The sequence below is a fragment of the Haemophilus sp. oral taxon 851 str. F0397 genome (assembly GCF_000242295.1).
GTDB lineage: Bacteria > Pseudomonadota > Gammaproteobacteria > Enterobacterales > Pasteurellaceae > Haemophilus.
The window spans coordinates 94,860-120,522 of sequence record NZ_JH591082.1 but is presented as its reverse complement, the minus strand read 5'-3'; the positions used below and the strand labels follow the sequence as shown (position 1 = coordinate 120,522).

Genomic DNA, 25,663 nt, shown 5'->3' with positions numbered 1-25,663 from the left:
TAAAATCCCTATAAAAAGGCACACATATAAAAATATGCGTGCCTTTTATTATTATACGTTTAACTAGATTTATAACTTACTTTTTAATACTTTCAATGCTCGCGCACGATGAGAAATTTTTTTCTTCTCAACGGTTTCTAATTCAGCAAATGTGCAACCTTGTTCTGGGCTAAAGAATAAACTGTCATAACCAAAACCATTTTCGCCTTTTTCTTCAAAACCAATCACACCGTGACACTCACCTTCGGCAATAATTGGCGATGGATCCGTTGGATGCTGTAAAAACACGATACAGCTCACAAATTTGGCTTGGCGTTTATCTTGTGCAATATGAGCAAGCTCTGCCAATAATTTCTCACGGTTTTTAGCATCATTGCCCTCTTCACCAGCATAACGTGCAGAATATAGACCAGGTGCGCCATTAAGTGCGGAAACCACCAAGCCAGAATCATCTGCAATAGCAGGTAAACCTGATTTCTCTGAGGCATAGCGCGCTTTTAATAACGCATTCTCAACGAAAGTTAAGCCTGTTTCTTCTGGGCTTTCAATACCTAAATCTGTTTGTGCAATCACTTCAAAACCAAAATCAGATAGGACATCAGCCATTTCTTTCACTTTGCCTTTATTGCCTGTAGCAAGTACGATTTTTTGTTTCATAATTAGTCCTTTTATTGATAATAAGCTGCTGTTAAATCAGCCCAGTTTTGCTCGGTAAATTGAATATTCATTCGTCCAACTTCTTTTTCGAAGGAACGTTTTAAACGATTCAGATTTTGCACTTTCCAAAAATCTCCTGATTTTTCACCGCACTTATCAAAATCGAGTAACCAACATTTTTGCCCTTGTTCAGTTTGTTGAAGCAAAATATTGTGTGCATTCAAGTCTGTATGGCAAATCTGTAAATCATGTAGTTTTCGAATCAAACGACCAATTTGCATCCAAGTTTCTTTTGGCAATGTTTGTGTTTGTAAAAGTGCGGTTAAATTCTGCGCATTTTCGATTTTTTCCATCAAAATATCCGCTTGATAGCAAATACCTAACTTGCCTTTTTGAATACGTGCGGCAATCGGTTTAGGCACAGGCAAACCTGCTTCATACAAACGTTGCAACAAGTGAAACTCAGCAAAACTACGGGTAGTTTCAAGAGCAGAAAAACGATAACGATCTTTGTTTAGTTTAGCCCAAAGCCCACCTCGATAATAATGACGCAACGCACAATTTACGCCAAACCAATCTTCAGTTTGCAAGAAATAAGTGGTGCCTCGACCTTTTGCACTTCCTATCAGTCGGTCTTGTTTTTGCCAAAATTCCGCTTGGAAAAACTCGGTTGCTTGCTCAAAAGTGCGGTCAAAATTAAAGATAAAATATTGGTTATCTTGTTGGAATTGGTACATGGGAATGTTGTTATGAATAGAAAATGGGCTCATTCTACTTTAAAATAGGCGCAAGTTAAATGAGAAAGGAATGTCAATGCCACTTTTTACCGAAGCTCCAAAATCCCTTTGTATTCTCCGATTATCAGCTGTAGGCGATGTCTGTCATGCCTTAGCTGTGGTTCAGCATATTCAAGCATATTATCCCCAAACAGAAATTACTTGGATTGTAGGAAAAAACGAAATGAGTTTGCTTTCAGGTATTCCTAATATCACACTCATTCCTTACAATAAAAAAGCGGGATGGAAAGGTGTTTTATCACTCTGGAAACAACTAAAAAATAAACAGTTTGATGCGCTATTAAATATGCAAACAGCATTTCGCGCATCAATCCTTTCTTTAGGAATTAAAGCCAAATACAAAATTGGATTTGGAGAAAAACGTTCTCGCGAAGGGCAATGGCTATTTGTAAATCGTCGTATCACAGATCCCTCATCGCCCCATGTATTAGATGGATTTATGGCTTTCGCTGAATATATTGGCGTACCGAAATCAGAACCGAAATGGGCATTAGCTATCTCAGAAGATGATTATACATTTGCCGATCAATTTATTGATTTCTCTCGTAAAAATTTATTAATTTCCCCTTGTTCTAGCAAAGCAGAAAAAGATTGGCTAATCGAACGTTATGCAGAAATTGCCAATATAGCCCATCAGAATAATGTCAATGTAATCTTCTGCAGTTCGCCAGCCAAACGTGAATTAGAAATAGTCGAAAAAATTACCGCACTTTGCCATTTCACGCCAACCAATATTGCAGGAAAAACAAACCTAAAACAGCTTACTGCTTTAATTTCTAAGGTTGATCTAGTACTTTCGCCAGACTCTGGCCCTGCCCATATTGCAACAACACAAGGTACACCCGTTATTGGCTTGTATGCCTATCACAATCCTTTGCGTACTGCACCTTATAATAATTTAAATAACGTGGTATCAGTATATGAAGAAAATTCCCAAAAAGAATTTGGCAAACCATCTTCTGAACTACCTTGGGCAACTAAACTAAAAGGGAAAAATTTGATGGCAGAGATTCAAGTCGAACCCGTCATTGAACAAATGAAAAAATTAGGATTATTCTAAAGAAAAAAGCTCAGCTAATGCTGAGCTTTTATTTATCTTGCAATCAAGTTACTAATTGCTTGGTAAATTCTCGCGGCTGAATCGCCAGACAATGCCTTGCCTTTTTCATCAGAAATAACAACGGAGCTTTGTCTGCCATGATCAGAAATTTGCATTTGGTAAGTACCGTTTTCAAGTTCTGGAATTTCAGTTCCCATGCGCAACCAATCTTCTTTGTTTAATGCTGAATATTTTAATTCACGATAACCTTTACCTGCAGTTTCAGATTTGATCGCAAAACCCACTTTAGGTAAAGCTCCACCTAATTTTTCCCATGCTTGACCAAAATTAACATTCATCGCTAATGCAGTTTGGCCATTCAAATCCTGAATAATTTGCGAAGCTACCGCTCCCACAGAAGCACTAGATAAATCTTGTTGCTGTTTGTTGTAAGCAGAAGTTAATGCAGACACAATGCGGTTTAAGCGTTCAGACGTATAACGTTGCTTATCAGATACACTTGGAGTGAAAATCACGCCATCACGACGCATTTGTAAAACAGATACTGCTAGTGCACTCGCATCTTGAGCCATAACTTGTTCTACTTGATATTTGATCTCAGTGCCCGATTTATCACCAATTCTTCCTGTTGGCGCCCAGTCCGTCGTTAAAATCGCACCATTCGTTGTTGATGAAATACCGTCTTCTTTTAATAAGCGTTCAACTTGTTGGAGGTTATACACACTAGCTTGCTGTTGTGGATACACGATCAATGCTCGTTCACCATCGAATTGTGTTAATGAATTTTCAATAATCGCTAATGGTGTTGATGGAGGACGAATATCAATATTTTCTCCCTTTTTCACAGCAATATTAGGCAACGCATAAGTATCGTCTGCTTTTGGTAGCATTACACCACCGCTCGCCAACGGTGAAAATCCAGGGATAGAAGCCTCTGATTTTTGGAAAGAATCATTAGCAGTCTTTAATGCTTCAGGATCAGACGAACAACCAGCCAATACGATAACCGCTGCTAAACTCAACATTATTTTTTTCATATTTGAACCTTAACTAAATTGAAAATTTTATGAATTTTGACCGCACTTCGACAGCCTATAATGCAAAAAGTTTAGGGGTAATGACTTACCCCTGATTTTTATAATAATCCTGCGATTTTCAGTGCTTCTTCTACTTTTGGTTGAACATCTTCGCTTAACACCGTCAATGGCAAACGTAAATGTGCTGACTTAATTAAACCTAAACGATAAGCCGCCCATTTCACAGGGATTGGGTTTGATTCAATAAAGAGATCATGGTGTAAACGCATTAAACGAGCATTAATTTCCTCTGCTTTAGCAAAATCCCCCGCAAGGGCATAGCGACACATATCAGCCATATCTTTTGGCGCTAAGTTATTCGTTACAGAAATCACACCCTCTGCGCCGAGTTTCATTGCATCCAAACTCGTTGCATCATCACCACTTAAAACGATGAAATCCTTACCTGCGAGCTCTTTAATTTTGGTGACACGACTGATATCTCCAGTTGCTTCTTTAATACCAACAATGTTGTTGATTTTCGCTAAACGAGCAACAGTTTCTGGCTTCATATCGCTACCGGTGCGACCTGGTACGTTATAAAGAATTTGCGGTAAATCTGTACATTCAGCAATGGCTTTAAAATGCTGGAAGATTCCTTCTTGGGTTGGTTTATTGTAGTAAGGTACAACGGATAGACAACCCGCAACGCCGCTATCGCGTAATAATTTTGTCATTGTAATTGCTTCACTCGTCGCATTTGCGCCTGCGCCAGCAATCACAGGAATACGCCCCTTGGCAAATTCAACGGTCTTCTCAATAACCTTTACATTTTCTTCAATACTTAATGTTGCTGATTCACCCGTTGTTCCCACAGAAACAAGCGCATTAGAGCCTGCCTCAATGTGATATTCCACCAATTTTTCTAAACAAGCGAAATCTACTTCGCCATAATTATTCATAGGTGTAACAAGTGCAACAATACTGCCTGAAAATAAAGGATTTTGTGCTGACATAGAACCTCCGTTGGTTTTTTAATTTTATTATTTGGTATAGCCCGTTATAGTCGCTAAAATGACTTGAATTTGCAAATATTTTTTCATCAAAGGAGCTTTTTATGAATCCATTATCCGTTGGTAGCCAAGCACCAATTTTTACGTTATTAAATCAGCAAGAACACCCAGTTTCTTTAAATGATTTTCTCGGTAAAAAAGTATTAGTCTATTTTTACCCGAAAGCACTTACGCCTGGCTGTACAACGCAAGCATGCGGATTGCGTGATAGTAAATCAGAATTAGATGAATTAGGTTTAGTTGTACTTGGTATTAGCCCTGATACACCGAAAAAATTAGCTCAGTTTATTGAGAAAAAAAACCTTAATTTCACACTACTTTCCGATCCTGATCACAAAATTGCAGAACAATTTGGCGTATGGGGTGAGAAAAAATTCATGGGGAAAACTTACGATGGTATTCACCGAATTAGTTTTTTAATTGATGAAAACGGAAAAATTATTCACGTATTTGATAAATTCAAAACAACAGAACATCATCAAGTTATCGTTGATTATCTTCGATCCCTATAACCCTTCAAAAATTACCGCACTTTTCTATATAAAGTATAAAGTGCGGTAAAAATTCATTATTTTTTCAGTTCGATATTTACGCGTTATTCCGCCTTTGCTAGAATTTATCCTTGATTGAAATTCATTCTCAATTATATCCCCAAGATATTTCTCAAATAATAAGGACAGAAAAAAATGATGCAGCTTTTTGATTTTTTACAACAGTACAGTGACTACTTTATCATCGGTTTATTATTACTGATGAGCATTATTATGCTAGCCATGGTAATTGAACGTTATATTTTCTTAAGAAAGGTAAACGTCGCACATTATTCCACTATTCACGCATTAGATATCGATTTAAATCGCAATATGACCGTGATTTCTACTATTGGTGCAAACGCACCATATGTTGGCTTGCTTGGTACAGTTATCGGGATTTTATTAACGTTCTATCAAATCGGTCATGGCGGTGGCGAAATCGATACTGGCGTGATTATGATGCACTTATCTTTAGCATTAAAAGCGACGGCATTAGGTATTCTTGTGGCTATTCCATCGATGGTGTTTTATAACGGTTTAGGTCGTAAAGTTGAAGTTAATCGTTTGAAATGGAAAGTGTTAAACGAACAAAAAGATAAGGAATAGTCCGTGAAAAAATTCGATGAAATCAACATTATCCCTTTCATTGATATTATGTTGGTATTACTTGCTGTGGTACTTATCACTGCGTCTTTTATCTCTCAAGGTAAAATTCAAGTTAACGTACCTAAAGCCAGTACAGCTGTTGCATTTAAAGCTGATGAGCTTGCTAAATTATTGACTGTGACAGCGGATAAACAACTCTATTTCAATGATAGACCTATTACGCAAGAAGCCCTAGAAGCAGAAATTGCCCAATGGAATAAAGATCAGAAAGTCACATTAAAAATTGATGCAGAAGCCTCTTTCCAAGACTTTGTTACCATTACAGATATGCTCTCTAAAAATGAGATCAAAAATGTAGCTATTGTTTCTATGAAAGATAAAGGTAAAAGTGCGGGTAAAAATCCTCAAGAATCTGCACCCGCTCAATCTGTGCCAACGACGCCTTAAGGAATAATTATGCAGCAAACAAAACGTTCGCTATTAGGTTTGCTTATTTCTTTGATCGTACACGGCATTATTGTAGGAGTGATCTTATGGAGTTGGAATAAGCCAAGTGATAGCGCCAATAGCGCTCCAGGCGACATATCCACAAGTATTTCTATGGAAATGGTGCAAGGCATGGTGATGGAAGAACCTGCTCCTGAGCCAGAAAATGTACAAAAAGAGCCAGAACCAGAAAAACAAGAGGTTGTGGAAGATCCAACGGTGAAACCTGAGCCACAAAAAATCAAAGAACCGGAAAAAGAAAAGCCAAAACCAAAAGAAAAACCTAAAGAAAAGCCAAAGGATAAACCGAAAAAAGACGTTAAGCCACAGGAAAAACCAATCAATAAAGATCTACCAAAAGGTGATAAAAATATTGATTCAAGTGCAAACGTGAATGCTAAAGCGACCACAACTGGCGCCACCAATAGCAATGCACAAGTAGCAGGGAGTGGAACAGATACGAGCGAAATGGCAGCTTATCGCTCCGCAATTCGTCGTGAAATTGAACGTCATAAACGTTACCCTACTCGCGCAAAAATGATGCGTAAGCAAGGTAAAGTCAGCGTGTCCTTCAATGTAGGTCCTGATGGCTCACTAAGTGGTGCTCGTGTTACTCAATCATCGGGTGATGAAAGCCTAGATAATGCAGCATTAGAAGCAGTTAACAGCGCAAGACCTGTCGGTGCAAGACCTTCAGGATTCCCTTCAGGGTTAAATGTGCCGATTAGTTTCACGCTTCAATAAAAAAAGTGCGGTTAATTCTCTTTGAGTTTAACCGCACTTTTATTTGGCTAGATTTAATTAAGCTACTCGATTACCTAAGGTACCATCATCAATCGCTTCTTTCGGAGTACCTACCACTTCAGCAATTTTATCCCCGTTCTTAAAAAATACAAATCCACCATTTTCCATTTTTGTCCAATTTTCATCTTTGGTTAATGGAAAGGTTGTAATGATATTCACTTTATCGCCTTCCTTTGCATAATCACTAAAATCAATGACACCATCATCATCAATTCTGTGCGCTTTACCAAAAGGCGCTTGTCGCATGACATAATGTAAATTCGTTGAACAATGGGCTATCATCCATTCGCCATTAGAAAGAATAAAATTAAATGTGCCGTGTTGAGCAAGCTCTTTTGTTACTTTTTGAATAGCCTCAAAAATTTCCATTTCACTCGGTTTTTTACGAAAAGTATTTTTGAGATATTCCGCCATATAACAAAAAGCAGCTTCTGAATCTGTAGAACCTATTGGCTGCAAAAAATGTTCTGTCATGTCTGGTAGGTTTTTCAGATTACCATTATGCGCAAAAACCCAGTTTTGCCCCCAAATTTCACGAATAAATGGGTGAGTATTTTCTATATTCACTTCACCCTGAGTAGCTTTACGAATATGCGCAATGACATTCAAAGACTTGATCTTATATTGCTTAACACAATCAGCGATGGGCGAAAGGCTAGCAGCTTGATTGTCGCGAAAAATACGCACTCCACGCCCTTCAAAAAAAGCGATTCCAAAGCCATCTGAATGACAATCAGTTAAACCAGCACGACGACGAAAACCTTCAAAAGAAAAGACAATATCCGTCGGCGTATTACAATTCATTCCGAGTAATTGACACATAATTTAAATAAGATATAACCTCACAATATGTGAGTGATTTAACACCATTATGAAGGGAATATCAAGAGAGATTCTATGGATTTTTTATGTCCATGTAGGTATTAGATCTCTCCGAAATAATTCTTTTAGCTAACACACTATTTTCTAGAAATCATCACCGATTATTTCTAATAAGAGTTATTCAAAGAAATAGGATTTGAAAATTAAAGTAATAAATATCGATAAAAGAAATGAATCTAAGGAAGTTTAAAGGGTATAGAGAGGGAAAATGGTCCCCCCTACCGGACTTGAACCAGTGACCAAGCGATTATGAGTCGCCTGCTCTAACCGACTGAGCTAAGGGGGGAAAGTGCGGTGATTATAGAGAAATAATCACTTGAAGTCTATAAAAGAAGGGATGATTGATGAAAAATCAATCATCCCTTTTATCATTATTGAAGCACTGAAATATCAGCTACTTGTAAGAACAAGCCTTGTAACGTATTTAAAATCGCTAAGCGGTTTTGGCGTAATGCTGGATCTTCAGCATTTACCATCACGTTATCAAAGAAATTATCTACCGGTGCACGTAAGTTCGCTAATTTATCTAATACTGCCGTGTAATCACCTTGTGCAATAAGCGGTTGTACTTCAGTGCGTAATGCAAGTACAGCTTCAGCAAGGGCTTTTTCTGCTGGTTCTACGCAAGCGGTCAAATTGATCTCGCCGATTGTAGCATCCGCTTTGGCTAAGATGTTACTTACACGTTTATTTGCTGCTGCTAACGCTTCCGCTGAATCTAAAGTGCGGAAGTGTGATACCGCACGTACACGTGCATCAAAATCAGCTGGACGAGTTGGACGACGTGCTAATACCGCTTGAATCACATCCACTGCGATTCCTTCATCTTGATACCATGCACGGAAACGACCGAGCATGAAGTCCACCACATCAGCAACCACGTTTTGATTCGTGAGTTTATCGCCGAAAAGTGCGGCTGATTTTTTCACTAAATCTTCTAAATCTAGCGGTAAGTTTTTCTCAACGATAATACGTAATGCACCTAATGCCGCACGACGTAATGCAAATGGGTCTGCGCTACCTTTTGGTGCTTGTCCGATGCCGAAGATCCCCGTTAAGGTGTCAAATTTATCTGCTAAAGCGACCGCACTTGCAACGAGTGATTTAGGTAATTCATCCCCCGCAAAGCGTGGCATATATTGTTCATTTAATGCCACTGCGACTTCTTCATCTTCACCATCATGACGAGCATAGTGCATACCCATTACGCCTTGCGTATCGGTAAATTCAAACACCATGTTGGTCATTAAATCACATTTTGACAGTAAGCCGGCACGTTTTGCTTTTGCTTCGTCTGCACCGATTTGTTTTGCAATTTCGCCTGCAAGTTGTTCGATACGATCAGTTTTGTCTTTTAATGTACCGAGTTGTTGTTGGAACAACACAGTTTCTAAGCGAGGTAAACGATCAACGAGTTTTTGTTTCAAGTCAGTTTTGAAAAAGAATTCCGCATCGGTTAAACGTGGGCGAACTACTTTTTCGTTCCCTTCGATAATCGCGGTTGGATCTTCTGGGTTGATGTTCGAGACAAAAATAAAGTGCGGTAATAATTTGCCGTCTTTGTCATAAATCGGGAAATATTTTTGGTCGCCTTTCATGGTGTAAACCAATGCTTCCGCTGGCACCGCTAAGAAACGCTCTTCAAATTTTGCCGCTAAAACGTTTGGATATTCCACCAATGAGGTCACTTCTTCAAGCAAGCTTTCTTCAATATCAGCCACGCCGCCAAGTGCGGTCGCTTTTGCTTGCGATTTTGCCAAAATTTCTGCTTTACGCTCGTTGAAGTCGGCTACCACAGAACCTTTCTCACGCAATAATTGCGGATATTGGTCAGCATGTTGAATTTCAAATTCTTTCTCGCCTAAGAAACGGTGACCGCGAATAGTTCGCTCACTTGCCACACCTAAAATTTCACCTTCAATTAACTCGTCACCCAATAACATAGTCACAGTGTGAACCGGACGGATAAATTGCACGGTTTTATCTGCCCAACGCATTGGTTTGGGAATTGGCAATTTTGCTAAGGCATTAGCCACAATGTCGTTAAGTAAGTTTTTGGTCGGTTGACCTTCAATTTTTGCACGGTGAACAAGCCATTCGCCTTTATCAGTCGCAATGCGTTCTGCTTGATCAACGGTAATCCCACAACCGCGTGCCCAACCTTCTGCCGCTTTAGTTGGTTTACCTTCAGCGTCAAAAGCGGCTGACACTGCTGGCCCGCGTTTTTCAATTTCTTTGCTTGGCTGTTGTGTGGCTAAGTTTAACACTTTCACCGCTAAACGACGTGGCGCCGCAAACCATTCGATTTTATCGAAGGTTAAACCCGCTTGGTTTAATTCCGCTTCAACGTTATTCGCAAAAGAGGTCGCTAATGTTTTGAGAGCTTTAGGTGGTAGCTCTTCTGTGCCGATTTCTACTAGGAAGTTTTGGGTTGTCATTGTTTATCTCTTTACAATTATTTAATTATTTCAATTAATTTACTCTGGAGAACGCCGCTTTTACCTGTTTTTTCATCTGATATGATTATATTCATAGTAACGCCAAATCCATCAACATTAGGATCTATTTTTATGTAGTTGTTACTATTAGGTAAAACACTAAAATTTTTCTTTATACTTTTTTCTTCAGTATACGATTCTATAAAATGCTCACCAGGAGAAACATTTACTACAAAATAAGTTTTGCCATGGCTTGTTGCGATTTCTTTATTATCAATAAAAATTTTTGCACCATAGAAAGGTCCTACTGATTTATCTCTGTAAACATAAAGATTAGCAGTATTATTGGATGGTACTTGAAACTCTTTTGCTTGAATATCCTCTTTATCACTAGCATATTGAGATAAAGGAAACGGTGTTGCACATCCCCCTGCTAATATAATACTTGATATTAATATTAATTTTTTCATAAAAATCCTCTTTTAGAAGAAGATATAAATCAGTCACTTATAGACTATTTTATCCAATTTTACTTCTTACCGTTCTTAATACTCTCCCTCAACACCTGTTGAAAACGCTCATAATCACAAAAGCCATGTTCATCTTTCTCACAACCTTTGAGGGTTAATGCTGTTTGGTTTGGTGGTGTTGCTAAACTTAGCGGCGTGATGTTAATCAGTTGTTCTGTGGTTTGATACACATAATCCAACTTAAATTTGAGTTTGCCACTTGGTTTGTGTTTCCACACTTCAAATAGTAACTTGCCTCCGATTGGGATATTTTCTAATGAATCATTCAATTCATAAGGCTCAACACCTAGTGCCGCAAGCAGAGCGACGATATTAGAATCGTGTCCAACCAATAAGTTAATTTTGTTTTCACTATTTAGCTGTTGCTGAATAAATGCCAATAACGGATATGATGCATTTTGTGCTAACGTTTCGTTGTTTTTAAATAAAGTGCGGTAATATTCGTTTTTAATTTCATTAATTGCACGCCATTTGTCTTGGCTATTCACACGACCGTTTGCGATTTCTGAATCAGGCTTACCCACATAATGTGCGAGCAATAACGCACTGACAATTTTCTTTCCGGTGCTGATAGAACCCGTAATTTTTACCGACTTACCGTCTTTAATACTGTATTCACCGACTTTTCCACCTAAATCACATTCGCCTTTTTGTAAGCAGTTTGGTGAATTTTTATAATCGATAATTTCACTTAATAACGCATAATTCGGTGCTAATTTTTGCTGTAAAGCGGTTAAATCAACGTTATTTTTTGCAGATTCAATCAAGGCTTTACTTGGATTGTGCGCCTGTGTATTAAAAATCGGATCTTTTTCTGAACCAATTTTACCGTGATGTTGCAATTGAACATTACAGCCCGCAAATGCACCAGAAACAATCGCCTGACCTGTTGCAATGGTGCGTTGCACTCCATTGGCATAAGCGAAAATACCTTCGCCCGATGCACAACGTTCTGTTGTTAATAACCCTTTATCTGAAAGCCATTGACCTAAATACTGTCCGAAATAGGTTTCTAGCACCGTCCCTTTGGCAGTGAGGTAGCCTGATGGCACATTCCATTTTGCCCATTCATAAGGGGAGTAATTCGCCATTTCTTGCGGATCTTTTTCCACTGGTGAACGCAATCCGTGTCGGCTGAAAATCAATACTTTCTCTAATTCATAATCAGAACTTGAGGAAGTTTGACCATTTTCTGTTGCCAACACGCTAGTTGCTAAAGCTGAGCCGAGCAAAAGTGCGGTGAATTTTAGGGTTATTTTTTTCATATTCGAGACCTAATTATTTAATGTTGAAATTGAGCTATAAAAATTCAAGGCATATTTGGTGCCGTAAGCTAACACCATAAATACTGCAACAATATTGACTACCGCAAAAAAGATTAGTTGTTTACTGTTGCTCTCCACCCAGAGCATTTTAAATAATGCGAGCGTACCAATATTTTCATCAAGTTCGCTCTCTCCGCTTAGTGTTCTTAAGGTTTTCAGCATCTCGCGTACAAAAGCGACAGTATTTATTGCCATGACGCTGAGTGCAATAAATCCTGAAGTCAAACTTAAAAACAGCACTAGCACATTACTCCACGCCCAATGTGTCCAATTCAGCTCAGAATACATAAATAACGCCAGTGATAAAAACAACACAGCGGGTGTTAAATTTCGCAAAAACATTAAATAGTCATCACCAATTCTAAATAAAAATTGCAAAAAACTGACTTTCTTCATTACTTACGAATTTTCCAACTTTTCTTGGTTTTCATTAAACGCACTTTGCCATCTTTGGAGACATATCCGTCTTTTACCACATATAAAATCGTATTTTCAGGTAAATCAGAAGCAAACACTTCAACCTGTTGCTTATCTTCCGAAAGAATGCCATAAACCGCTTGGGTTTTATTCGCAGGATCGTCTAGCTTAATATCCGCCACATCAAACACTTGTACACAGGCTTTTTTCAAATAAGAATAAGACTGTCCCGCACTTGGTAAGCAACCGTGAGCATCTGTTTCACTGCCCACAGTTGGCATTTCAGCTTGTGGTTGCGCATTGCTACAAGCGGTCAAAATCATCGCTGAAGTTGCAAGAGCTAACGTTTTTTTTATCACTTTAGAAAATCTCTTTTAATTTGGATTCATCTAAAACAACATCGCCATTTAGTAATAACAACGCAGGAATACCTAAATAGCCATTTGCTTTCGAATTATCAAATTCTGCATTGCTATCGCGTAAACGAATGAATTGTTTGAGATTAGGTAATGAAGTCATAATTTCTACTTCATCGTAATCCACGCCTAAGCGATCCAACTCCGCGACAAATGGTGCGGTATCTGGGCATGTTTCTGCATAAAAAAGAATGGGTTTGCTCATTTTGCTCTCCTGAAGTGCGGTCAAATTTCACCGCACTTTTGTGAATTTGTTTAAGCCTTATTTTTTACAACCAGGGAAACCTAAGGCTTCACGGCTTGCATAATAGGCTTCCGCCACCCCTTTGGTTAAGGCACGAATGCGTAAAATATAGCGTTGGCGTTCGGTGACCGAAATTGCTTTACGTGCATCTAACAAGTTGAAGCTGTGTGCTGCTTTCAAAATACGCTCATAAGCTGGCAATGGTAACGGTTTTTCTAAGGCTAATAACTCTTGTGCCTCTTTTTCGTATTGATCGAAGCAGTAGAATAAGAAATCTGTGTTTGCGTGTTCAAAGTTATAGGTTGATTGCTCAACTTCATTTTGATGGAAAACATCGCCATAAGTGGTTTTGCCTAATGGGCCGTCAGACCAAACTAGGTCATACACAGAATCTACGCCTTGAATGTACATGGCCAAACGCTCTAAACCGTAAGTCACCTCGCCCGTTACAGGTTTACATTCTAAGCCGCCCACTTGTTGGAAATAGGTAAATTGGGTCACTTCCATCCCGTTTAACCATACTTCCCAGCCTAAGCCCCATGCACCTAAGGTTGGATTTTCCCAGTTATCTTCTACGAAACGAATGTCGTTTTTAGTTGGATCGAAGCCAAGCATTTCAAGCGAGCCTAAATAAAGTTCTTGAATGTTATCTGGAGAAGGTTTGATTACTACTTGGAATTGGTAGTAGTGTTGTAAACGGTTTGGGTTTTCGCCATAGCGACCATCGGTCGGACGACGTGAAGGTTGCACATAAGCAAATGCCATCGGCTCAGGGCCTAAGGCACGTAATGCGGTCATTGGGTGAGAGGTACCTGCGCCCACTTCCATATCAAAAGGTTGCACAATGGTGCAGCCTTGGTTTGCCCAATATTCTTGCAGGGCTAAAATCATACCTTGGAATGTTTTTACGTTAAATTTTGTGCTCATAATCGTTGATCTAATGTGATTAAAAATGCCCGCATTATACTTGAAAGCGCAAAGCGGATAAAGGTGAAAAAGTGCAGTCAAAAAACGAATTTTTTTACAAAATGAACAGAATTTTTAAAGTAAATGAAAATTCTCAACTAGGAAATGAATGTCTATTGTGACAAAATAGCGCACTTTTTAAAAAGAGGAACCAACTTAATGAAAACTAACTTAATTACTACCGCACTTTTATTGAGTGCATCGGCTTTTGTACAAGCTGAAACTAAAACCGAGCTTGAGCCGATCAATGTGTATTCAGCATCCGCAACCCCTATCAGCCTTCACCAAACAGCGTCGTCTGTTACCGTATTAACAGAAAAAGATTTTGCAGCACGTAATGCAACTTATGTAAGTGATGTATTAAAAACTGTGCCGGGTGTGGCAATGGGGGCAACTGGAGGCCGTGGTGCGGTAACTAGTTTATTCTTGCGAGGAGCAGAATCCAACCATACTGTGGTAGTGATTGATGGTGTAAAAATGAATCCTGTAAATGATGGTTTTGATTTTGGGGGATTAACACTAAGCAATATTGAACGAATTGAAGTATTACGTGGTGAACAATCTGCGTTATGGGGAAGCGATGCGATTGGTGGTGTAGTTTACATCACAACCAAAAGCGGCCTATATAAAGAAAAACCGTTAAACATTGATTTTGATTTAGGATTGGGGTCTCACCGTACACGTGATGCATCAGCTACTATTTCAGGCTACCAAGGAGGCTTCTATTACGCACTCCATGGAGATAGTCATCGCACGGCTGGCATTTCTGTATTAAGTAAAGATAAATTCAATTATAAAGCTTTAGACGGTACATCAATTCCAACAGGTGGAGCAATTGAGCGTGATGGATTCCATCGCGACAATGGTTCATTGCGTTTAGGCTATGATGATAATAATAAAGGTGTGGAAGTCTTAGCATCACACTCTTCACAAACAACCAAGAATGATACGTCATTATTAAGTGAAGCTACGGATAAAGACTTTTTCCGTACACGTGAAAGCACATTAAAATTAAGTGGTTATACCGGCAATGATCAAGATCTATTTAAGCATAAAGCTAGTGTTAGTCATATCAAAAATGATTATGATTATGTAAGTACATCCCCATATACTCGTGATTGGAAAAAACTCAATGCAAATTATCAACTTGATATTAACTTTGATCGTGAAGGTTATTTAAAACAAGGTATAAGTGTATTAGGTGAATATCAAAAATCACATTATGAAGCTCAATCTTCTTATTCAACATTCAAAGAACAAAAATTAATTGAAAAAAGCATTGCCACAGAATACCGTTTATTTACTGAAGATGACCACAGTCTTTCTTTAAGTGGGCGTTTTACTGATAACAAGCAATTTAAAAATACTTTTACAGGACGATTAGCTGGTGCTTATCGTTTATCACCAAACTTTAAAGTACATACAAGTTTGGGCACAGCGGTGCATAATCCAACCTTTACTGAATTATATGGTTATTCTGCAACTTGGTTAGGTAATCTTTCTCTTAAACCTGAAAAAAGTCGTGGCGGTGAGTTAGGTTTGCTGATGGTAACAAACGACAAACAGCATACTTTTGATGTAACTTACTTTGCTCGCATTATAGATAATTTTATCGGTTCTGAACCTGTCTCTGCGGGTATTAGTCGTGCAGTGAATGTAAAAGGTAAAACTAAAGTAAATGGTGTTGAAATTACATATAGAGGCAAAATTACCAAAGATTTAACCAGCTATGCGAACTATACTTATACTCATATTAAAAATGGTGAAATAAAACGCGGTGCAGAAGGTTTATCTTTAGATCGCCGTCCTAAACATACCGCAAATGTAGGGTTAGCATATCAAATCACTGAAAAACTAGGTTCTGATGTAAACATCTCGTACGTAGGTAAACGTCTTGATACCTATTGGGGCACATGGCCATCAAAACGAGTTGAAATGCCATCTTACACTTTGGTAAATTTAGGTGTGAATTATCAATTAATTCCAAATCTAAACATATATGCGAACTTGAACAACGTATTTAATAAAAAATACGAAAATGCTATCGAATATGGTCAAGACGGACGTAATGTTTACGTTGGGTTAAAAGGATCATTCTAATTATTACCCACTAACAAGGGCGTGCTTAGCACGCCTTTTTACATTATTGATGGCGTAGCGTATCATTATCTATATGCAAAAAACTCGCTTAATTTTAACCGCACTTTTCTTGCCCTTGACTTCACATGCGTCGGAGCAATTTGTCTCGCTCACGCTTTGTAGCGATCGTCTTTTGTCGGAAATTGCGCGTCCTGAGCAAATTGCCGCACAGTCGCCTTATTCTAAAAATCCCTTGATGATGTTGGATAAACTCAATGTGGATAAGCCAACACTTGAGCCACAACTCACCGCATTATTGCCCTATCTCGATAAAACGTTTCTGATCAATGAAACCTTTTATCCACAACTTGTAGCAGATTTAAAAAAACTCGGGGCAAAAGTTGAGCCAATTAATGACACGCCACAAACGGCAGAAGAATTATTTGGGCTAATATTGCACTTGGGCAAACTCACGAGTAACGAAACGCATACGAAATCTTTAATCGATAAACTTAAATTACAAGATTCTCGCCTCAATCTATCACTCACTGACACATTAATACTTTCAGATACAGGCATTGTAGAAAATTATACGCCACAGTATCCCACTTTACTTAACTTACTAGGCTTAACCCCGCTAAAAATACCGCTTACGGCACAAAATTTTTCTCTCGAAAAAGTGTTACGAGCTGAACCCAACGTGTTGATTGAAATCAGCGACCAACAAAGTTATAACGAGCAAGCGGAATTGCTTAAACATCCGCTTTTGCAAAATCTTTTTAAAAATCGACCGCACTTTCGTATTCCAATGAAATATACTTATTGCTTTGATCACGGCGTGTGGCAAGGGGCAGAGAAGATTTATCAACAGTTAAAATGATATTTGGATTACATAGGAAATTGATCATTGACCAAAACACTAAAATTAAATACCGCACTTTTCTTAGCATTGCTGTTGATTAGCGGGTTTGCGATTTATCATCAGCTCGGCGATTTTGCTCATCTCAAAAATGCCGATGGTGTGCTCACGGATATGCGCTCACTCGTATTGCTTGATATTCGCCTACCGCGCCTCGGATTAGCCATTTTAACTGGCGCAAGTCTTGCTTTAGCAGGCAATGCAATGCAGGGGATATTTCAAAATCCACTAGCAAGTCCTGGATTATTGGGAAGTAGTGCCGGTGCAACCACCACCAGTGTCTTTTTGCTCTATTATTTTTCCGTGCCGTTAAGTCTGTTGCTTATTGGCGGCGTGGCTGGTGCGTTATCTAGTTTTTTATTGGTTTATTTGATCGCTAAAAATCATGGCACAACAGCGATGATTTTAAGTGGTTTAGCCGTCAATATGTTGCTCTCTGCTGCCGTCGCATTGCTACTTTCAAACGCAGAAAGCCCGTGGGCGTTAGCTGAACTCTACCGTTGGCTACAAGGTTCTCTCGTGTGGGCAAAACTTGATACGCTACTCATTTCATTTCCAATCGTATTATTGGGATTGTTCTGTTTATATCGTGAACGCCGCTATATTGACTTGCTCACTTTCGGTGAAGAAACCGCAAGCACAATGGGCGTGAATCCTAAACGTAGCTTTTTCGTCACGACCTTTGGCGTAGCATTATTAGTGGGTGCAACGATTCCGCAAACAGGCACTATCGGTTTTATTGGCTTAATCGCACCGCACTTTGCTCGCCTATTGCTAAAAAAACGACCTTCACAACTTTACATCACCAGTGCATTACTTGGCGCATTATTGCTACTTGTTGCGGATCTTTGCGTGCAATATATTCCAATCTTCTCACATATTTATATTGGCACGCTCATCGCAATCATTAGTGCACCTTGCTTAATTTGGATTTTAATTACGGAGCAACGCAAGTTGGCAAGATAATGATTAGAATCGAAAATCTTTCCCAGCCTTATGGCTTAAACAACATCAGCTGCACGCTTCGTAAAGGAAAACTTATCGGCATTATGGGCGCAAACGGTGCGGGCAAATCAACTTTACTCAAAACGATTGCAGGAATTTTACCTATTACAAAAGGTGAAATTTATTTTGGGAATAACCCGTTAAGCAAAATGAGTACAACTGAAAAAAGCCAGCAACTCGCTTATCTTGCGCAAGATACCAATATCCATTGGGATTTATCGGTTTATGATGTCATAGCTCTCGGCTTAAATTCCCCCTTATCATCGGCAAAAGAGCGGTCAAAAATCACGGAGATTTCAAAAAAATTTTCGATAGCACATTTGCTTAATAAATCCTTTCAGAAACTATCAGGCGGAGAAAAAGCCCGTGTACAACTTGCTCGTTGTTGTATCAAAAATGCGCCGCTATTGCTTGCCGATGAACCAATCGCACCACTCGATCCCTATTATCAAATAGATATGATGGAACAATTAAAATCGCTTACGCCACAGCATACTTGCGTTGTAGCGATCCATCATTTATCCCTTGCATATAAATACTGTGATGAAGTGATTTTGCTCGACAAAGGCAAAATCATTGCGACAGGCAAAACACAAGCGGTGCTAAATTCAGCAAATCTTGCAAAAGCCTTTGATATAAGCGTGAAATTTGATGTAGAAAGAAGAGAGATTTATGGAATAGAGAAATTGGAAAACTAATTCCAATTTCTCATTTCGGTGAAAGTAAAAGTTATTTTCGAGAAAAATCAACCGCCCTTACAAATCAACCAAGGAACTTGCTTGCCTTGTTGATTCTTGTAGTAAATTGAACTTTGAGATCGCGCGATTAAATCCACATAACTTCCTTGAATCGGATCATACGAACGATAAACCACTTCAAATTTTGTACCGCGCGCATTCAGTGTCAGCGTGTATGAATGATCAAAAGGCAAAGCTTTGCCATTATCTAACTGGAAATAAAACCCGAAGTTATCTTTCATACGGCTTTCACGCGACAGAGGGAAATAAGTCGTTAAATGAGAAATCCCCCCAGTTTCTTTATTATTACAACGATAATGATATGGCTTGTAATTAACAGAATTATTTAACTCAGCTTGGCTAATATTATCCTTTAAAAATCGAGATTTAACCGTCTTCTTCGGCTGATGTGTTGTGGTACAAGCAAATAAACTCACAAGGACACCCACAAACAACGCCATCTTTAATTTATTCATAAATACAAAATTCCGAGAAATAAGAAAGCGCGTATGATAACGGAAATTGGGGATTGTGCAACTAGGCTTTAAAGTTAATAACAAACGGAAGTAAATGAAATTATGGTGGATTGGTTGTTACAGCAAATACAAAAATGCTGAAAATTTTCACCGCACTTTTAGTAATTAACATTTATGCTGGTGCGCATTTCCTAACGCTAGCCAAAGAAAGTAAATAAAGTGCGGTGAATTTTTGAGATGTTTTTAATTGAAATTAGACACACGCTAGGAAGCGTGCACCAACAGATTGTGCTAATAAGGAAAGATAGCGACAGCGTCCTAGCTGGTGCTGTTTAATAAAATCATTGCGAATTTTACTCATAAGCTGTTTTCGGAACCAATATTCAAAATCCTTAGGATTTTCTGACCACACTTTTAGTTGATAGGCACAAGCGAGGACGCTTGCGCCATCAGATGGATATTTACTATCTAGATTCTAAAGCAATCGATTTAGTTTCCTCATCTAATTTTGCTAATTCATCATCCCAATACTCGTTTTCTGATAACAAATTCTTTATATTAGTATAATCTATATTTGAATGTAGCGCATGAGAACAAAATGCAGAAAACTCTCCACTTTTACTACAAGCAGTCAATAGAGAATGTAATCGATTTCTTTGATCTAATAAATCAGTAGTATCCTTTATATACCCTAACTTTTCATGAACCTCATTGCATAATTTAAACCTTGGTATGCAAAGTCTATCGTTGTCATTCAAGTTTAGCCGCTTAATTGTTATTTTTCCCATCTCAGTTTTTGGATAAAGACGCAAACCTTGAGTTGAAAGATGCTCTTTAGGAAGATCATTATAAGGGTTAATTATAGGGATGTTTACAGTATCATGATTACCTTTATGCGTGTTACAACGCACACAGGCTGGCAATAAATTTTCCCAAACAACGACTTCCAGTGGGTAAAGCGATTTAGGATGAAAATGCTCTATTTGGCTATAGGAATCTGTTTCTTGAAGTATACATTCACAATAAGCACATTTTTTGTTTGATGATTTTAATAAAGGTTCTTTTATTTCTGCTTTATTCCATACTGCCTTTTTAGTGTCTAATTGATACTTATTTGTAAGCTCTTGTACTTTTTTATCTGTTAAATAATCAGGTTTAGGTAGCTGTTGTAATGGTATCATTTTATTCTCCAGTTAATGCTTTTAACTGAAATCTAAATAATGCAAGCTCAGTACTTTGAGGATGTAATTTACGTTCTAACTCTTCAAAAATAATTTTAGCATTTTCAAAGTTTTCCTCATCTAATGCTGAATTAAACTTAGATAAAGTTGATTTGAACCAATCTGTTCTTAAATCACTCATTCCCATAACATCTGTAAGAATTTCTTCTATACTCCATCCACTAAAGCCATTACGTGCACTTTCTAAATCTTTCTTATTAAGAATACCATTAATACCTTCTAAGGCTATTACCTGATTATGTTCCGCAGTTTGAATTACGTGAGGGCTATGAGTTGTAACAATAAATTGTGTATTAGGGAAGGCTCTTTTCAGAACATTACAAATTTTATTTTGCCATTCAGGATGTAAATGTAATTCTATTTCATCAATTATAATTACCCCATTGAAGTTTTTAGCTTCTATATCGGGGAAACGAATTTGGATTTCTCTTATAACTCCCCACATAATGAATAGGCAACTCTTAAAGCCAGATGATAAGTATTCATAAGGAATTTCACCTGTTGGAGAATTAATATAGATTTCCATATCTTGTTTAAGTGAAGAAAAACTATAATTAGAATTTAGTAATGTAATAAACTCCTTTGCATATTCTATATTTTTCTTATTAACATCTGTAGCATATTCCTGTTTTGAAAGTAATTCATTTCTGATAAACCAATCTTTTAAATTATTTCTAGAAACACCATTTAGGTTACTCTTGGTGTGCTCATTTATATCATCATGTATTTTTAATGAATCTATTCGTTGATATGAGAAAAACCTATCTACCTTGAAATACATTAAAAAATTTAAGTAATTTTCCCAAAATCTATAAAGAGTACTGTAATTTTTATTGTTGTAATTACTTTCTCTGGGATAGAAAGCATCTACTATATATTCTATTTTTTTAAATTCCTCATTTATATCAGTCATATTTAATTTAATTAGACCACTATTAGAATCAGCCTTTTTCTTTAGTTCATTTTGAGAATAGGTTGTAAAACATGCTGCTATTGATTCGATAATATTGGTTTTGCCAATACCATTTACCCCACAAATTATATTCAAATAAGGATTCAAGTTTTCCAACTTAAGAGATGATATACCACCAACATCTTGTATTGCTAAAGATTCAATTTTCATTTTTAGTTATTCCTTCATATTTTAGTTAGAAATTCTGAACTAGATAGCCTACTTCATCGCCACACCCAACCACTTCATCATCTCTCTCTCATCCCAACCTTTACGTTTGGCATAATCTTGAGCTTGGTCTTCATCAATACGACCTAAAGTGAAATAGTTGCTAGCGGGGTGGGTGAAGTACCAACCGCAGACGGAAGCCGCCGGCCACATGGCGTAGCTTTCAGTGAGCTTCATGCCGATGCGTTGTTCTACTTCTAATAAATCCCAAATCAAGGCTTTTTCGGTATGTTCAGGGCAGCTTGGATAGCCCGGAGCAGGGCGGATGCCCACATAGTTTTCATTGATTAACCCTTGGTTATCAAATTCCTCTTGCGTGTAGCCCCAAATGCGGGTACGAAGCTCAAAGTGCAGGTATTCAGCCATGGCTTCAGCGAGGCGGTCGCCTACGGCTTGCAGCAAGATGGCGTTGTAGTCATCGCCTGCAGCTTTGTAGCCTTCCACTAAATCCATTTCTTCAATACCAGCGCACACGGCAAACATGCCGAACCAGTCTTTTTTACCGCTTTCGCGATCGGCGACAAAGTCGCTTAAGCAGAAGTTAAATGGGCTTTTGCTGTTTTTGCCACGTTCCGTTTGTTGGCGTAAGCCGTAAGCGGTGCCAATGGATTGTGTGCGTTCTTCATCAGAGAAAAGCACCACATCGTCGCCCACACGTTCTGCAGGGAAAATACCTAAAATACCGCTCGGATTGAGCTTGTGGTTTTGCTCTAATTCATCTAATACCACTTGTGCATCATTCCATACTTTACGTGCTTCTTCGCCGCCTTCCGGATAATCAAAGGCATCCGGATAGCCGCCCATCAACCCCCAAATGCGGAAGAATGGCGACCAGTCGATAAATTTACGTAACTCGGCAATCGGCACGTTTTTGAATTCCACAATGCCCGTTTGGTTTGGCGTTGGTGGCACATAATCCGCCCATTCTCCACTAAAGCCGTCGAAACGGTTGGCACGAGCGTCTTCAATGCTGAGTTGTTTACGCAGAGGTTTGCGATTGGCAAAAGATTGTTGGATTTTCTCGTAATCCTTTTTGAACTGTTCCCACAATGCAGCACACCCTTCCGGGTTCATCAATGTGGCACACACTGTTACCGCACGTGAGGCATTGGATGTATAGAACACACCATGTTGCTTGTATTTTGGATAAAGTTTAATCGCAGTATGTTCTTTGGAGGTAGTTGCGCCGCCAATTAAAACAGGCAAGTTCAGACCTAAACGCGTCATTTCACCGAGGAAGTATTCCATTTCATCAAGGGATGGCGTAATCAAACCGCTCAAGCCGATAATGTCGGCTTTTTCATCAATCGCCGTTTGAATGATCTTGTCCGCCGGCACCATGACGCCTAAGTCAATCACTTCAAAGTTATTACATTGCAACACCACGCTCACAATGTTTTTGCCGATGTCATGCACGTCGCCTTTTACGGTAGCGATTACCACTTTACCGTTGCTAGAGCCTTTTTGTTTGGTGGAGTTGATAAATGGCTCTAAATACGCCACCGATTGTTTCATTACGCGTGCCGATTTCACCACTTGCGGGAGGAACATTTTGCCGTCGCCGAACAAATCACCCACCACGTCCATGCCCGCCATAAGTGGACCTTCAATTACCTCTAACGGCGTTGGTAATTTTTGGCGCGCCTCTTCGGTGTCTTCGATGATGTGCGTGGTTATGCCTTTCACTAGAGCGTGTTTTAAGCGTTCTTCTACCGGCCACGTACGCCATTCGGCCACAGAATCCACTGCACTTTCATCGTTGCCTTGGTTGCGATATTTTTCCGCAATATCTAATAAACGCTCTGTGCCATCCGGCGTGCGGTTTAAGACGGCATCTTCGATTACATTACGTAATTCAGGATCAAGATCATCGTAAATCGCGAGCTGTCCTGCGTTCACGATTCCCATATCCATGCCTTGTTTGATGGCATGATATAGGAACACTGCGTGAATCGCCTCACGCATGACATTATTTCCACGGAAAGAGAAGGACACGTTTGACACACCGCCTGAAATTTTTGCATGTGGTAAAGAGCGTTTAATACGACCTGTGGCGTTAATGAAATCTACGCCATAGTTGTTGTGTTCTTCAATCCCCGTACCAATGGCGAAAATGTTCGGGTCAAAAATAATGTCTTCTGGCGGGAAGCCTACTTGGTTGACTAAGATGTTATAAGCACGGGTACAGATTTCGACTTTACGCTCTTCGGTATCAGCTTGCCCGACTTCATCAAATGCCATCACCACAACGGCTGCACCGTATTTACGCACCAATTTAGCCTGATGAATAAATTTTTCCTCGCCCTCTTTTAAGGAAATAGAGTTCACAATCGGTTTACCTTGTACCGACTGCAAACCTGCCTCAATCACTTCCCATTTGGAGGAGTCGATCATCACCGGCACTTTTGCCGCATCGGGTTCCGTCGCCATAATGTTGAGGAAACGGGTCATGCATTTTTTGCCGTCGAGCAAGGCTTCATCCATGTTCACGTCGATGACTTGCGCGCCGTTTTCTACTTGATCGATAGCAATTTCAATGGCTTCGGCAAATTTGTCTTCTTTAATTAAACGTTTGAATTTCGCCGAGCCTGTCACGTTATTGCGTTCGCCGACGTTCACGAACAGGCTTTCATCGTCAATATTGAGTGGTTCTAAACCAGACAAACGCATTGCAGTTTTGATTTGTGGCAATTTCCGTGGTGGAATATTTTCTACCGCCTCAGCAAAGGCTTTGATGTGTTCCGGTGTGGTACCACAACAACCGCCAATAATGTTCACAAAACCACTTTCCGCCCATTCTTTAAGGTGTGCCGCCATGTCTTCCGCACCGAGATCATAGCCGCCGAAGGCATTCGGCAAGCCCGCGTTCGGGTGTACGGAAACGTAGGTTTCGCTAATTTTTGAAAGCTGTTCTACATATTGGCGTAATTCTTTTGGACCTAACGCACAGTTCAAACCGAAAGTGAGCGGTTTTGCGTGACGAAGCGAGTTGTAGAAGGCTTCAGTGGTCTGCCCAGAAAGAGTTCGCCCTGAGGCATCAGTAATGGTGCCGGAAATCATGATTGGCAATTCCATGCCTAATTCTTCAAATACACTTTCAATGGCAAAAACGGCTGCTTTAGCGTTAAGCGTATCAAAAATGGTTTCGATCATAATTAAATCCGCACCACCTTCGATTAAGCCTTTTGTTGCTTGGGCATAAGCATCCACCAACTCCATAAAAGTAACATTGCGGAAACCAGGATCATTAACATCGGGTGAAATGGAGGCTGTACGGTTTGTTGGCCCTAACACGCCCGCGACAAAGCGAGGTTTTTCTGGCGTGCTATATTTATCTGCTGCCAAACGAGCTAATTTTGCGCCAACAAAATTGAGTTCATAAGCGATAGATTGCAAATCGTAATCCGCTTGAGCAATCGTAGTTGAACTAAAAGTATTGGTTTCAATAATATCGGCACCCGCTGCTAAATATTTCTCATGAATAGCGGAAATTAGCAGTGGCTGAGTCAATGTCAGTAAATCATTATTACCGCGTAAATCAACCGCACTTTCCTTAAACTTCTCGCCTCTAAAATCGGCTTCTGTCAGTTTATATTTTTGGATCATCGTCCCCATTGCACCGTCTAAAATGAGAATACGATTTTCTAGAGCTTGTTTAAGTTGAGCGGTTTTATTCACCATAATTATTTTGTTCCGTAAATCTTAATAAATAACTAAGGAATAATAGGTGTAAGGGCTAGGGGTGTCAAATGTTAGAAGGAAAGTGCGGTGGAAAA

General features: G+C 39.1%; 25 protein-coding genes and 1 tRNA gene. 9 read left to right on the top strand and 17 right to left on the bottom strand.

The window, feature by feature from the left end; translation table 11 throughout:
- Window positions 1-69 precede the first annotated feature (69 nt).
- Window positions 70-657, bottom strand: coding sequence for an RdgB/HAM1 family non-canonical purine NTP pyrophosphatase (gene rdgB, locus HMPREF9096_RS01195; protein ID WP_009500844.1), 588 nt, complete (start codon window positions 655-657; stop codon window positions 70-72).
- An 11-nt stretch (window positions 658-668) separates the two neighbouring features.
- On the bottom strand, window positions 669-1,394 hold the full coding sequence (locus tag HMPREF9096_RS01200; protein ID WP_009500843.1) for a 3-deoxy-D-manno-octulosonic acid kinase: 726 nt from the start codon (window positions 1,392-1,394) through the stop codon (window positions 669-671).
- A 76-nt stretch (window positions 1,395-1,470) separates the two neighbouring features.
- Between HMPREF9096_RS01200 and HMPREF9096_RS01205 the strand changes: the two genes are divergently transcribed.
- Window positions 1,471-2,514 (top strand): glycosyltransferase family 9 protein, encoded by a 1,044-nt coding sequence (locus HMPREF9096_RS01205; protein ID WP_009500842.1) that lies wholly within the window; start codon window positions 1,471-1,473, stop codon window positions 2,512-2,514.
- Window positions 2,515-2,546: 32 nt separating this feature from the next.
- On the opposite strand, the gene bamC is transcribed toward HMPREF9096_RS01205, so the two are convergent.
- Together bamC and dapA are read right to left on the bottom strand one after the other, a co-directional pair.
- Window positions 2,547-3,551, bottom strand: a complete 1,005-nt coding sequence (gene bamC, locus HMPREF9096_RS01210; RefSeq protein ID WP_009500841.1) for an outer membrane protein assembly factor BamC — start codon at window positions 3,549-3,551, stop codon at window positions 2,547-2,549.
- 98 nt (window positions 3,552-3,649) lie between these two features.
- Window positions 3,650-4,546, bottom strand: a complete 897-nt coding sequence (gene dapA, locus HMPREF9096_RS01215) for a 4-hydroxy-tetrahydrodipicolinate synthase (protein ID WP_009500840.1) — start codon at window positions 4,544-4,546, stop codon at window positions 3,650-3,652.
- Window positions 4,547-4,647: 101 nt separating this feature from the next.
- On the opposite strand from dapA, the gene bcp reads away from it, so the two are divergent.
- From bcp to HMPREF9096_RS01235, 4 genes are all read left to right on the top strand, one after another.
- On the top strand, window positions 4,648-5,115 hold the full coding sequence (gene bcp, locus HMPREF9096_RS01220) for a thioredoxin-dependent thiol peroxidase (RefSeq protein WP_009500839.1): 468 nt from the start codon (window positions 4,648-4,650) through the stop codon (window positions 5,113-5,115).
- Between the two features lie 174 nt (window positions 5,116-5,289).
- Window positions 5,290-5,742 carry a TonB-system energizer ExbB gene (exbB, locus tag HMPREF9096_RS01225; RefSeq protein WP_009500838.1) on the top strand — a complete coding sequence of 151 codons (453 nt, stop codon included), beginning with the start codon at window positions 5,290-5,292 and terminating at the stop codon, window positions 5,740-5,742.
- A 3-nt stretch (window positions 5,743-5,745) separates the two neighbouring features.
- Window positions 5,746-6,189, top strand: coding sequence for a TonB system transport protein ExbD (exbD, locus tag HMPREF9096_RS01230; RefSeq protein ID WP_005627856.1), 444 nt, complete (start codon window positions 5,746-5,748; stop codon window positions 6,187-6,189).
- Between the two features lie 9 nt (window positions 6,190-6,198).
- Window positions 6,199-6,972, top strand: coding sequence for an energy transducer TonB (locus HMPREF9096_RS01235; RefSeq protein WP_009500837.1), 774 nt, complete (start codon window positions 6,199-6,201; stop codon window positions 6,970-6,972).
- A gap of 57 nt (window positions 6,973-7,029) precedes the next feature.
- Here HMPREF9096_RS01235 and HMPREF9096_RS01240 read toward each other — a convergent pair whose 3' ends face one another.
- The 9 genes from HMPREF9096_RS01240 to glyQ all read right to left on the bottom strand — a co-directional run bounded on the left by HMPREF9096_RS01240 (window position 7,030) and on the right by glyQ (window position 14,211).
- Entirely contained in the window at window positions 7,030-7,854 is an 825-nt protein-coding gene (locus tag HMPREF9096_RS01240; RefSeq protein WP_005644310.1) for a class II glutamine amidotransferase, read from the bottom strand.
- Window positions 7,855-8,123: 269 nt separating this feature from the next.
- A tRNA-Ile gene (locus tag HMPREF9096_RS01245) sits at window positions 8,124-8,200 on the bottom strand.
- A gap of 85 nt (window positions 8,201-8,285) precedes the next feature.
- Complete coding sequence (glyS, locus tag HMPREF9096_RS01250) at window positions 8,286-10,352, bottom strand: glycine--tRNA ligase subunit beta (RefSeq protein WP_009500836.1); 2,067 nt, start codon at window positions 10,350-10,352, stop codon at window positions 8,286-8,288.
- 17 nt (window positions 10,353-10,369) lie between these two features.
- Window positions 10,370-10,822 carry a DUF2846 domain-containing protein gene (locus tag HMPREF9096_RS01255; RefSeq protein ID WP_009500835.1) on the bottom strand — a complete coding sequence of 151 codons (453 nt, stop codon included), beginning with the start codon at window positions 10,820-10,822 and terminating at the stop codon, window positions 10,370-10,372.
- Window positions 10,823-10,881: 59 nt separating this feature from the next.
- Complete coding sequence (locus HMPREF9096_RS01260; RefSeq protein ID WP_009500834.1) at window positions 10,882-12,147, bottom strand: histidine-type phosphatase; 1,266 nt, start codon at window positions 12,145-12,147, stop codon at window positions 10,882-10,884.
- A gap of 9 nt (window positions 12,148-12,156) precedes the next feature.
- Entirely contained in the window at window positions 12,157-12,603 is a 447-nt protein-coding gene (locus HMPREF9096_RS01265) for a hypothetical protein (RefSeq protein WP_009500833.1), read from the bottom strand.
- Entirely contained in the window at window positions 12,603-12,983 is a 381-nt protein-coding gene (locus HMPREF9096_RS01270; RefSeq protein WP_009500832.1) for a hypothetical protein, read from the bottom strand. Before HMPREF9096_RS01270 ends, HMPREF9096_RS01265 begins: the two co-directional genes overlap by 1 nt.
- Window position 12,984: 1 nt before the next feature.
- A complete protein-coding gene (locus HMPREF9096_RS01275; protein ID WP_009500831.1) occupies window positions 12,985-13,245 on the bottom strand; it encodes a hypothetical protein in 261 nt (86 codons plus the stop codon).
- A gap of 57 nt (window positions 13,246-13,302) precedes the next feature.
- Complete coding sequence (glyQ, locus tag HMPREF9096_RS01280) at window positions 13,303-14,211, bottom strand: glycine--tRNA ligase subunit alpha (protein WP_005628151.1); 909 nt, start codon at window positions 14,209-14,211, stop codon at window positions 13,303-13,305.
- Window positions 14,212-14,409: 198 nt separating this feature from the next.
- Between glyQ and HMPREF9096_RS01285 the strand changes: the two genes are divergently transcribed.
- The 4 genes from HMPREF9096_RS01285 to HMPREF9096_RS01300 all read left to right on the top strand — a co-directional run bounded on the left by HMPREF9096_RS01285 (window position 14,410) and on the right by HMPREF9096_RS01300 (window position 18,951).
- Window positions 14,410-16,350 carry a TonB-dependent siderophore receptor gene (locus HMPREF9096_RS01285; RefSeq protein ID WP_032803579.1) on the top strand — a complete coding sequence of 647 codons (1,941 nt, stop codon included), beginning with the start codon at window positions 14,410-14,412 and terminating at the stop codon, window positions 16,348-16,350.
- A 73-nt stretch (window positions 16,351-16,423) separates the two neighbouring features.
- Window positions 16,424-17,209 carry a helical backbone metal receptor gene (locus HMPREF9096_RS01290; protein ID WP_009500829.1) on the top strand — a complete coding sequence of 262 codons (786 nt, stop codon included), beginning with the start codon at window positions 16,424-16,426 and terminating at the stop codon, window positions 17,207-17,209.
- Between the two features lie 27 nt (window positions 17,210-17,236).
- Window positions 17,237-18,214, top strand: coding sequence for an iron ABC transporter permease (locus HMPREF9096_RS01295; protein WP_009500828.1), 978 nt, complete (start codon window positions 17,237-17,239; stop codon window positions 18,212-18,214).
- Complete coding sequence (locus HMPREF9096_RS01300; protein ID WP_009500827.1) at window positions 18,214-18,951, top strand: ABC transporter ATP-binding protein; 738 nt, start codon at window positions 18,214-18,216, stop codon at window positions 18,949-18,951. The genes HMPREF9096_RS01295 and HMPREF9096_RS01300 overlap by 1 nt, the downstream gene beginning before the upstream one ends.
- A 47-nt stretch (window positions 18,952-18,998) precedes the next feature.
- Here HMPREF9096_RS01300 and HMPREF9096_RS01305 read toward each other — a convergent pair whose 3' ends face one another.
- The 4 genes from HMPREF9096_RS01305 to metH all read right to left on the bottom strand — a co-directional run bounded on the left by HMPREF9096_RS01305 (window position 18,999) and on the right by metH (window position 25,568).
- Entirely contained in the window at window positions 18,999-19,466 is a 468-nt protein-coding gene (locus HMPREF9096_RS01305) for a hypothetical protein (RefSeq protein WP_009500826.1), read from the bottom strand.
- Between the two features lie 464 nt (window positions 19,467-19,930).
- The gene (locus HMPREF9096_RS01310) at window positions 19,931-20,647 is read right to left on the bottom strand and encodes a hypothetical protein (protein ID WP_009500825.1); all 717 of its coding nucleotides are present in this window, start codon (window positions 20,645-20,647) and stop codon (window positions 19,931-19,933) included.
- Window position 20,648: 1 nt separating this feature from the next.
- The gene (locus HMPREF9096_RS01315; RefSeq protein WP_009500824.1) at window positions 20,649-21,830 is read right to left on the bottom strand and encodes an AAA family ATPase; all 1,182 of its coding nucleotides are present in this window, start codon (window positions 21,828-21,830) and stop codon (window positions 20,649-20,651) included.
- A gap of 48 nt (window positions 21,831-21,878) precedes the next feature.
- Window positions 21,879-25,568: a methionine synthase gene (gene metH, locus HMPREF9096_RS01320; protein WP_009500823.1), complete on the bottom strand. Its 3,690-nt coding sequence runs from the start codon at window positions 25,566-25,568 to the stop codon at window positions 21,879-21,881.
- Window positions 25,569-25,663: the final 95 nt, after the last annotated feature.

Coding starts and splice junctions, on each gene's coding strand:
- bamC (WP_009500841.1), bottom strand. CDS start 3,551: ATGAAAAAAATAATGTTGAGTTTAGCAGCGGTTATCGTATTGGCTGGT.
- HMPREF9096_RS01255 (WP_009500835.1), bottom strand. CDS start 10,822: ATGAAAAAATTAATATTAATATCAAGTATTATATTAGCAGGGGGATGT.
- rdgB (WP_009500844.1), bottom strand. CDS start 657: ATGAAACAAAAAATCGTACTTGCTACAGGCAATAAAGGCAAAGTGAAA.
- glyQ (WP_005628151.1), bottom strand. CDS start 14,211: ATGAGCACAAAATTTAACGTAAAAACATTCCAAGGTATGATTTTAGCC.
- HMPREF9096_RS01305 (WP_009500826.1), bottom strand. CDS start 19,466: ATGAATAAATTAAAGATGGCGTTGTTTGTGGGTGTCCTTGTGAGTTTA.
- dapA (WP_009500840.1), bottom strand. CDS start 4,546: ATGTCAGCACAAAATCCTTTATTTTCAGGCAGTATTGTTGCACTTGTT.
- HMPREF9096_RS01315 (WP_009500824.1), bottom strand. CDS start 21,830: ATGAAAATTGAATCTTTAGCAATACAAGATGTTGGTGGTATATCATCT.
- HMPREF9096_RS01205 (WP_009500842.1), top strand. CDS start 1,471: ATGCCACTTTTTACCGAAGCTCCAAAATCCCTTTGTATTCTCCGATTA.
- bcp (WP_009500839.1), top strand. CDS start 4,648: ATGAATCCATTATCCGTTGGTAGCCAAGCACCAATTTTTACGTTATTA.
- HMPREF9096_RS01275 (WP_009500831.1), bottom strand. CDS start 13,245: ATGAGCAAACCCATTCTTTTTTATGCAGAAACATGCCCAGATACCGCA.
- HMPREF9096_RS01285 (WP_032803579.1), top strand. CDS start 14,410: ATGAAAACTAACTTAATTACTACCGCACTTTTATTGAGTGCATCGGCT.
- metH (WP_009500823.1), bottom strand. CDS start 25,568: ATGGTGAATAAAACCGCTCAACTTAAACAAGCTCTAGAAAATCGTATT.
- HMPREF9096_RS01290 (WP_009500829.1), top strand. CDS start 16,424: ATGCAAAAAACTCGCTTAATTTTAACCGCACTTTTCTTGCCCTTGACT.
- HMPREF9096_RS01310 (WP_009500825.1), bottom strand. CDS start 20,647: ATGATACCATTACAACAGCTACCTAAACCTGATTATTTAACAGATAAA.
- HMPREF9096_RS01235 (WP_009500837.1), top strand. CDS start 6,199: ATGCAGCAAACAAAACGTTCGCTATTAGGTTTGCTTATTTCTTTGATC.
- glyS (WP_009500836.1), bottom strand. CDS start 10,352: ATGACAACCCAAAACTTCCTAGTAGAAATCGGCACAGAAGAGCTACCA.
- HMPREF9096_RS01265 (WP_009500833.1), bottom strand. CDS start 12,603: ATGAAGAAAGTCAGTTTTTTGCAATTTTTATTTAGAATTGGTGATGAC.
- HMPREF9096_RS01200 (WP_009500843.1), bottom strand. CDS start 1,394: ATGTACCAATTCCAACAAGATAACCAATATTTTATCTTTAATTTTGAC.
- HMPREF9096_RS01240 (WP_005644310.1), bottom strand. CDS start 7,854: ATGTGTCAATTACTCGGAATGAATTGTAATACGCCGACGGATATTGTC.
- HMPREF9096_RS01300 (WP_009500827.1), top strand. CDS start 18,214: ATGATTAGAATCGAAAATCTTTCCCAGCCTTATGGCTTAAACAACATC.
- HMPREF9096_RS01260 (WP_009500834.1), bottom strand. CDS start 12,147: ATGAAAAAAATAACCCTAAAATTCACCGCACTTTTGCTCGGCTCAGCT.
- exbB (WP_009500838.1), top strand. CDS start 5,290: ATGATGCAGCTTTTTGATTTTTTACAACAGTACAGTGACTACTTTATC.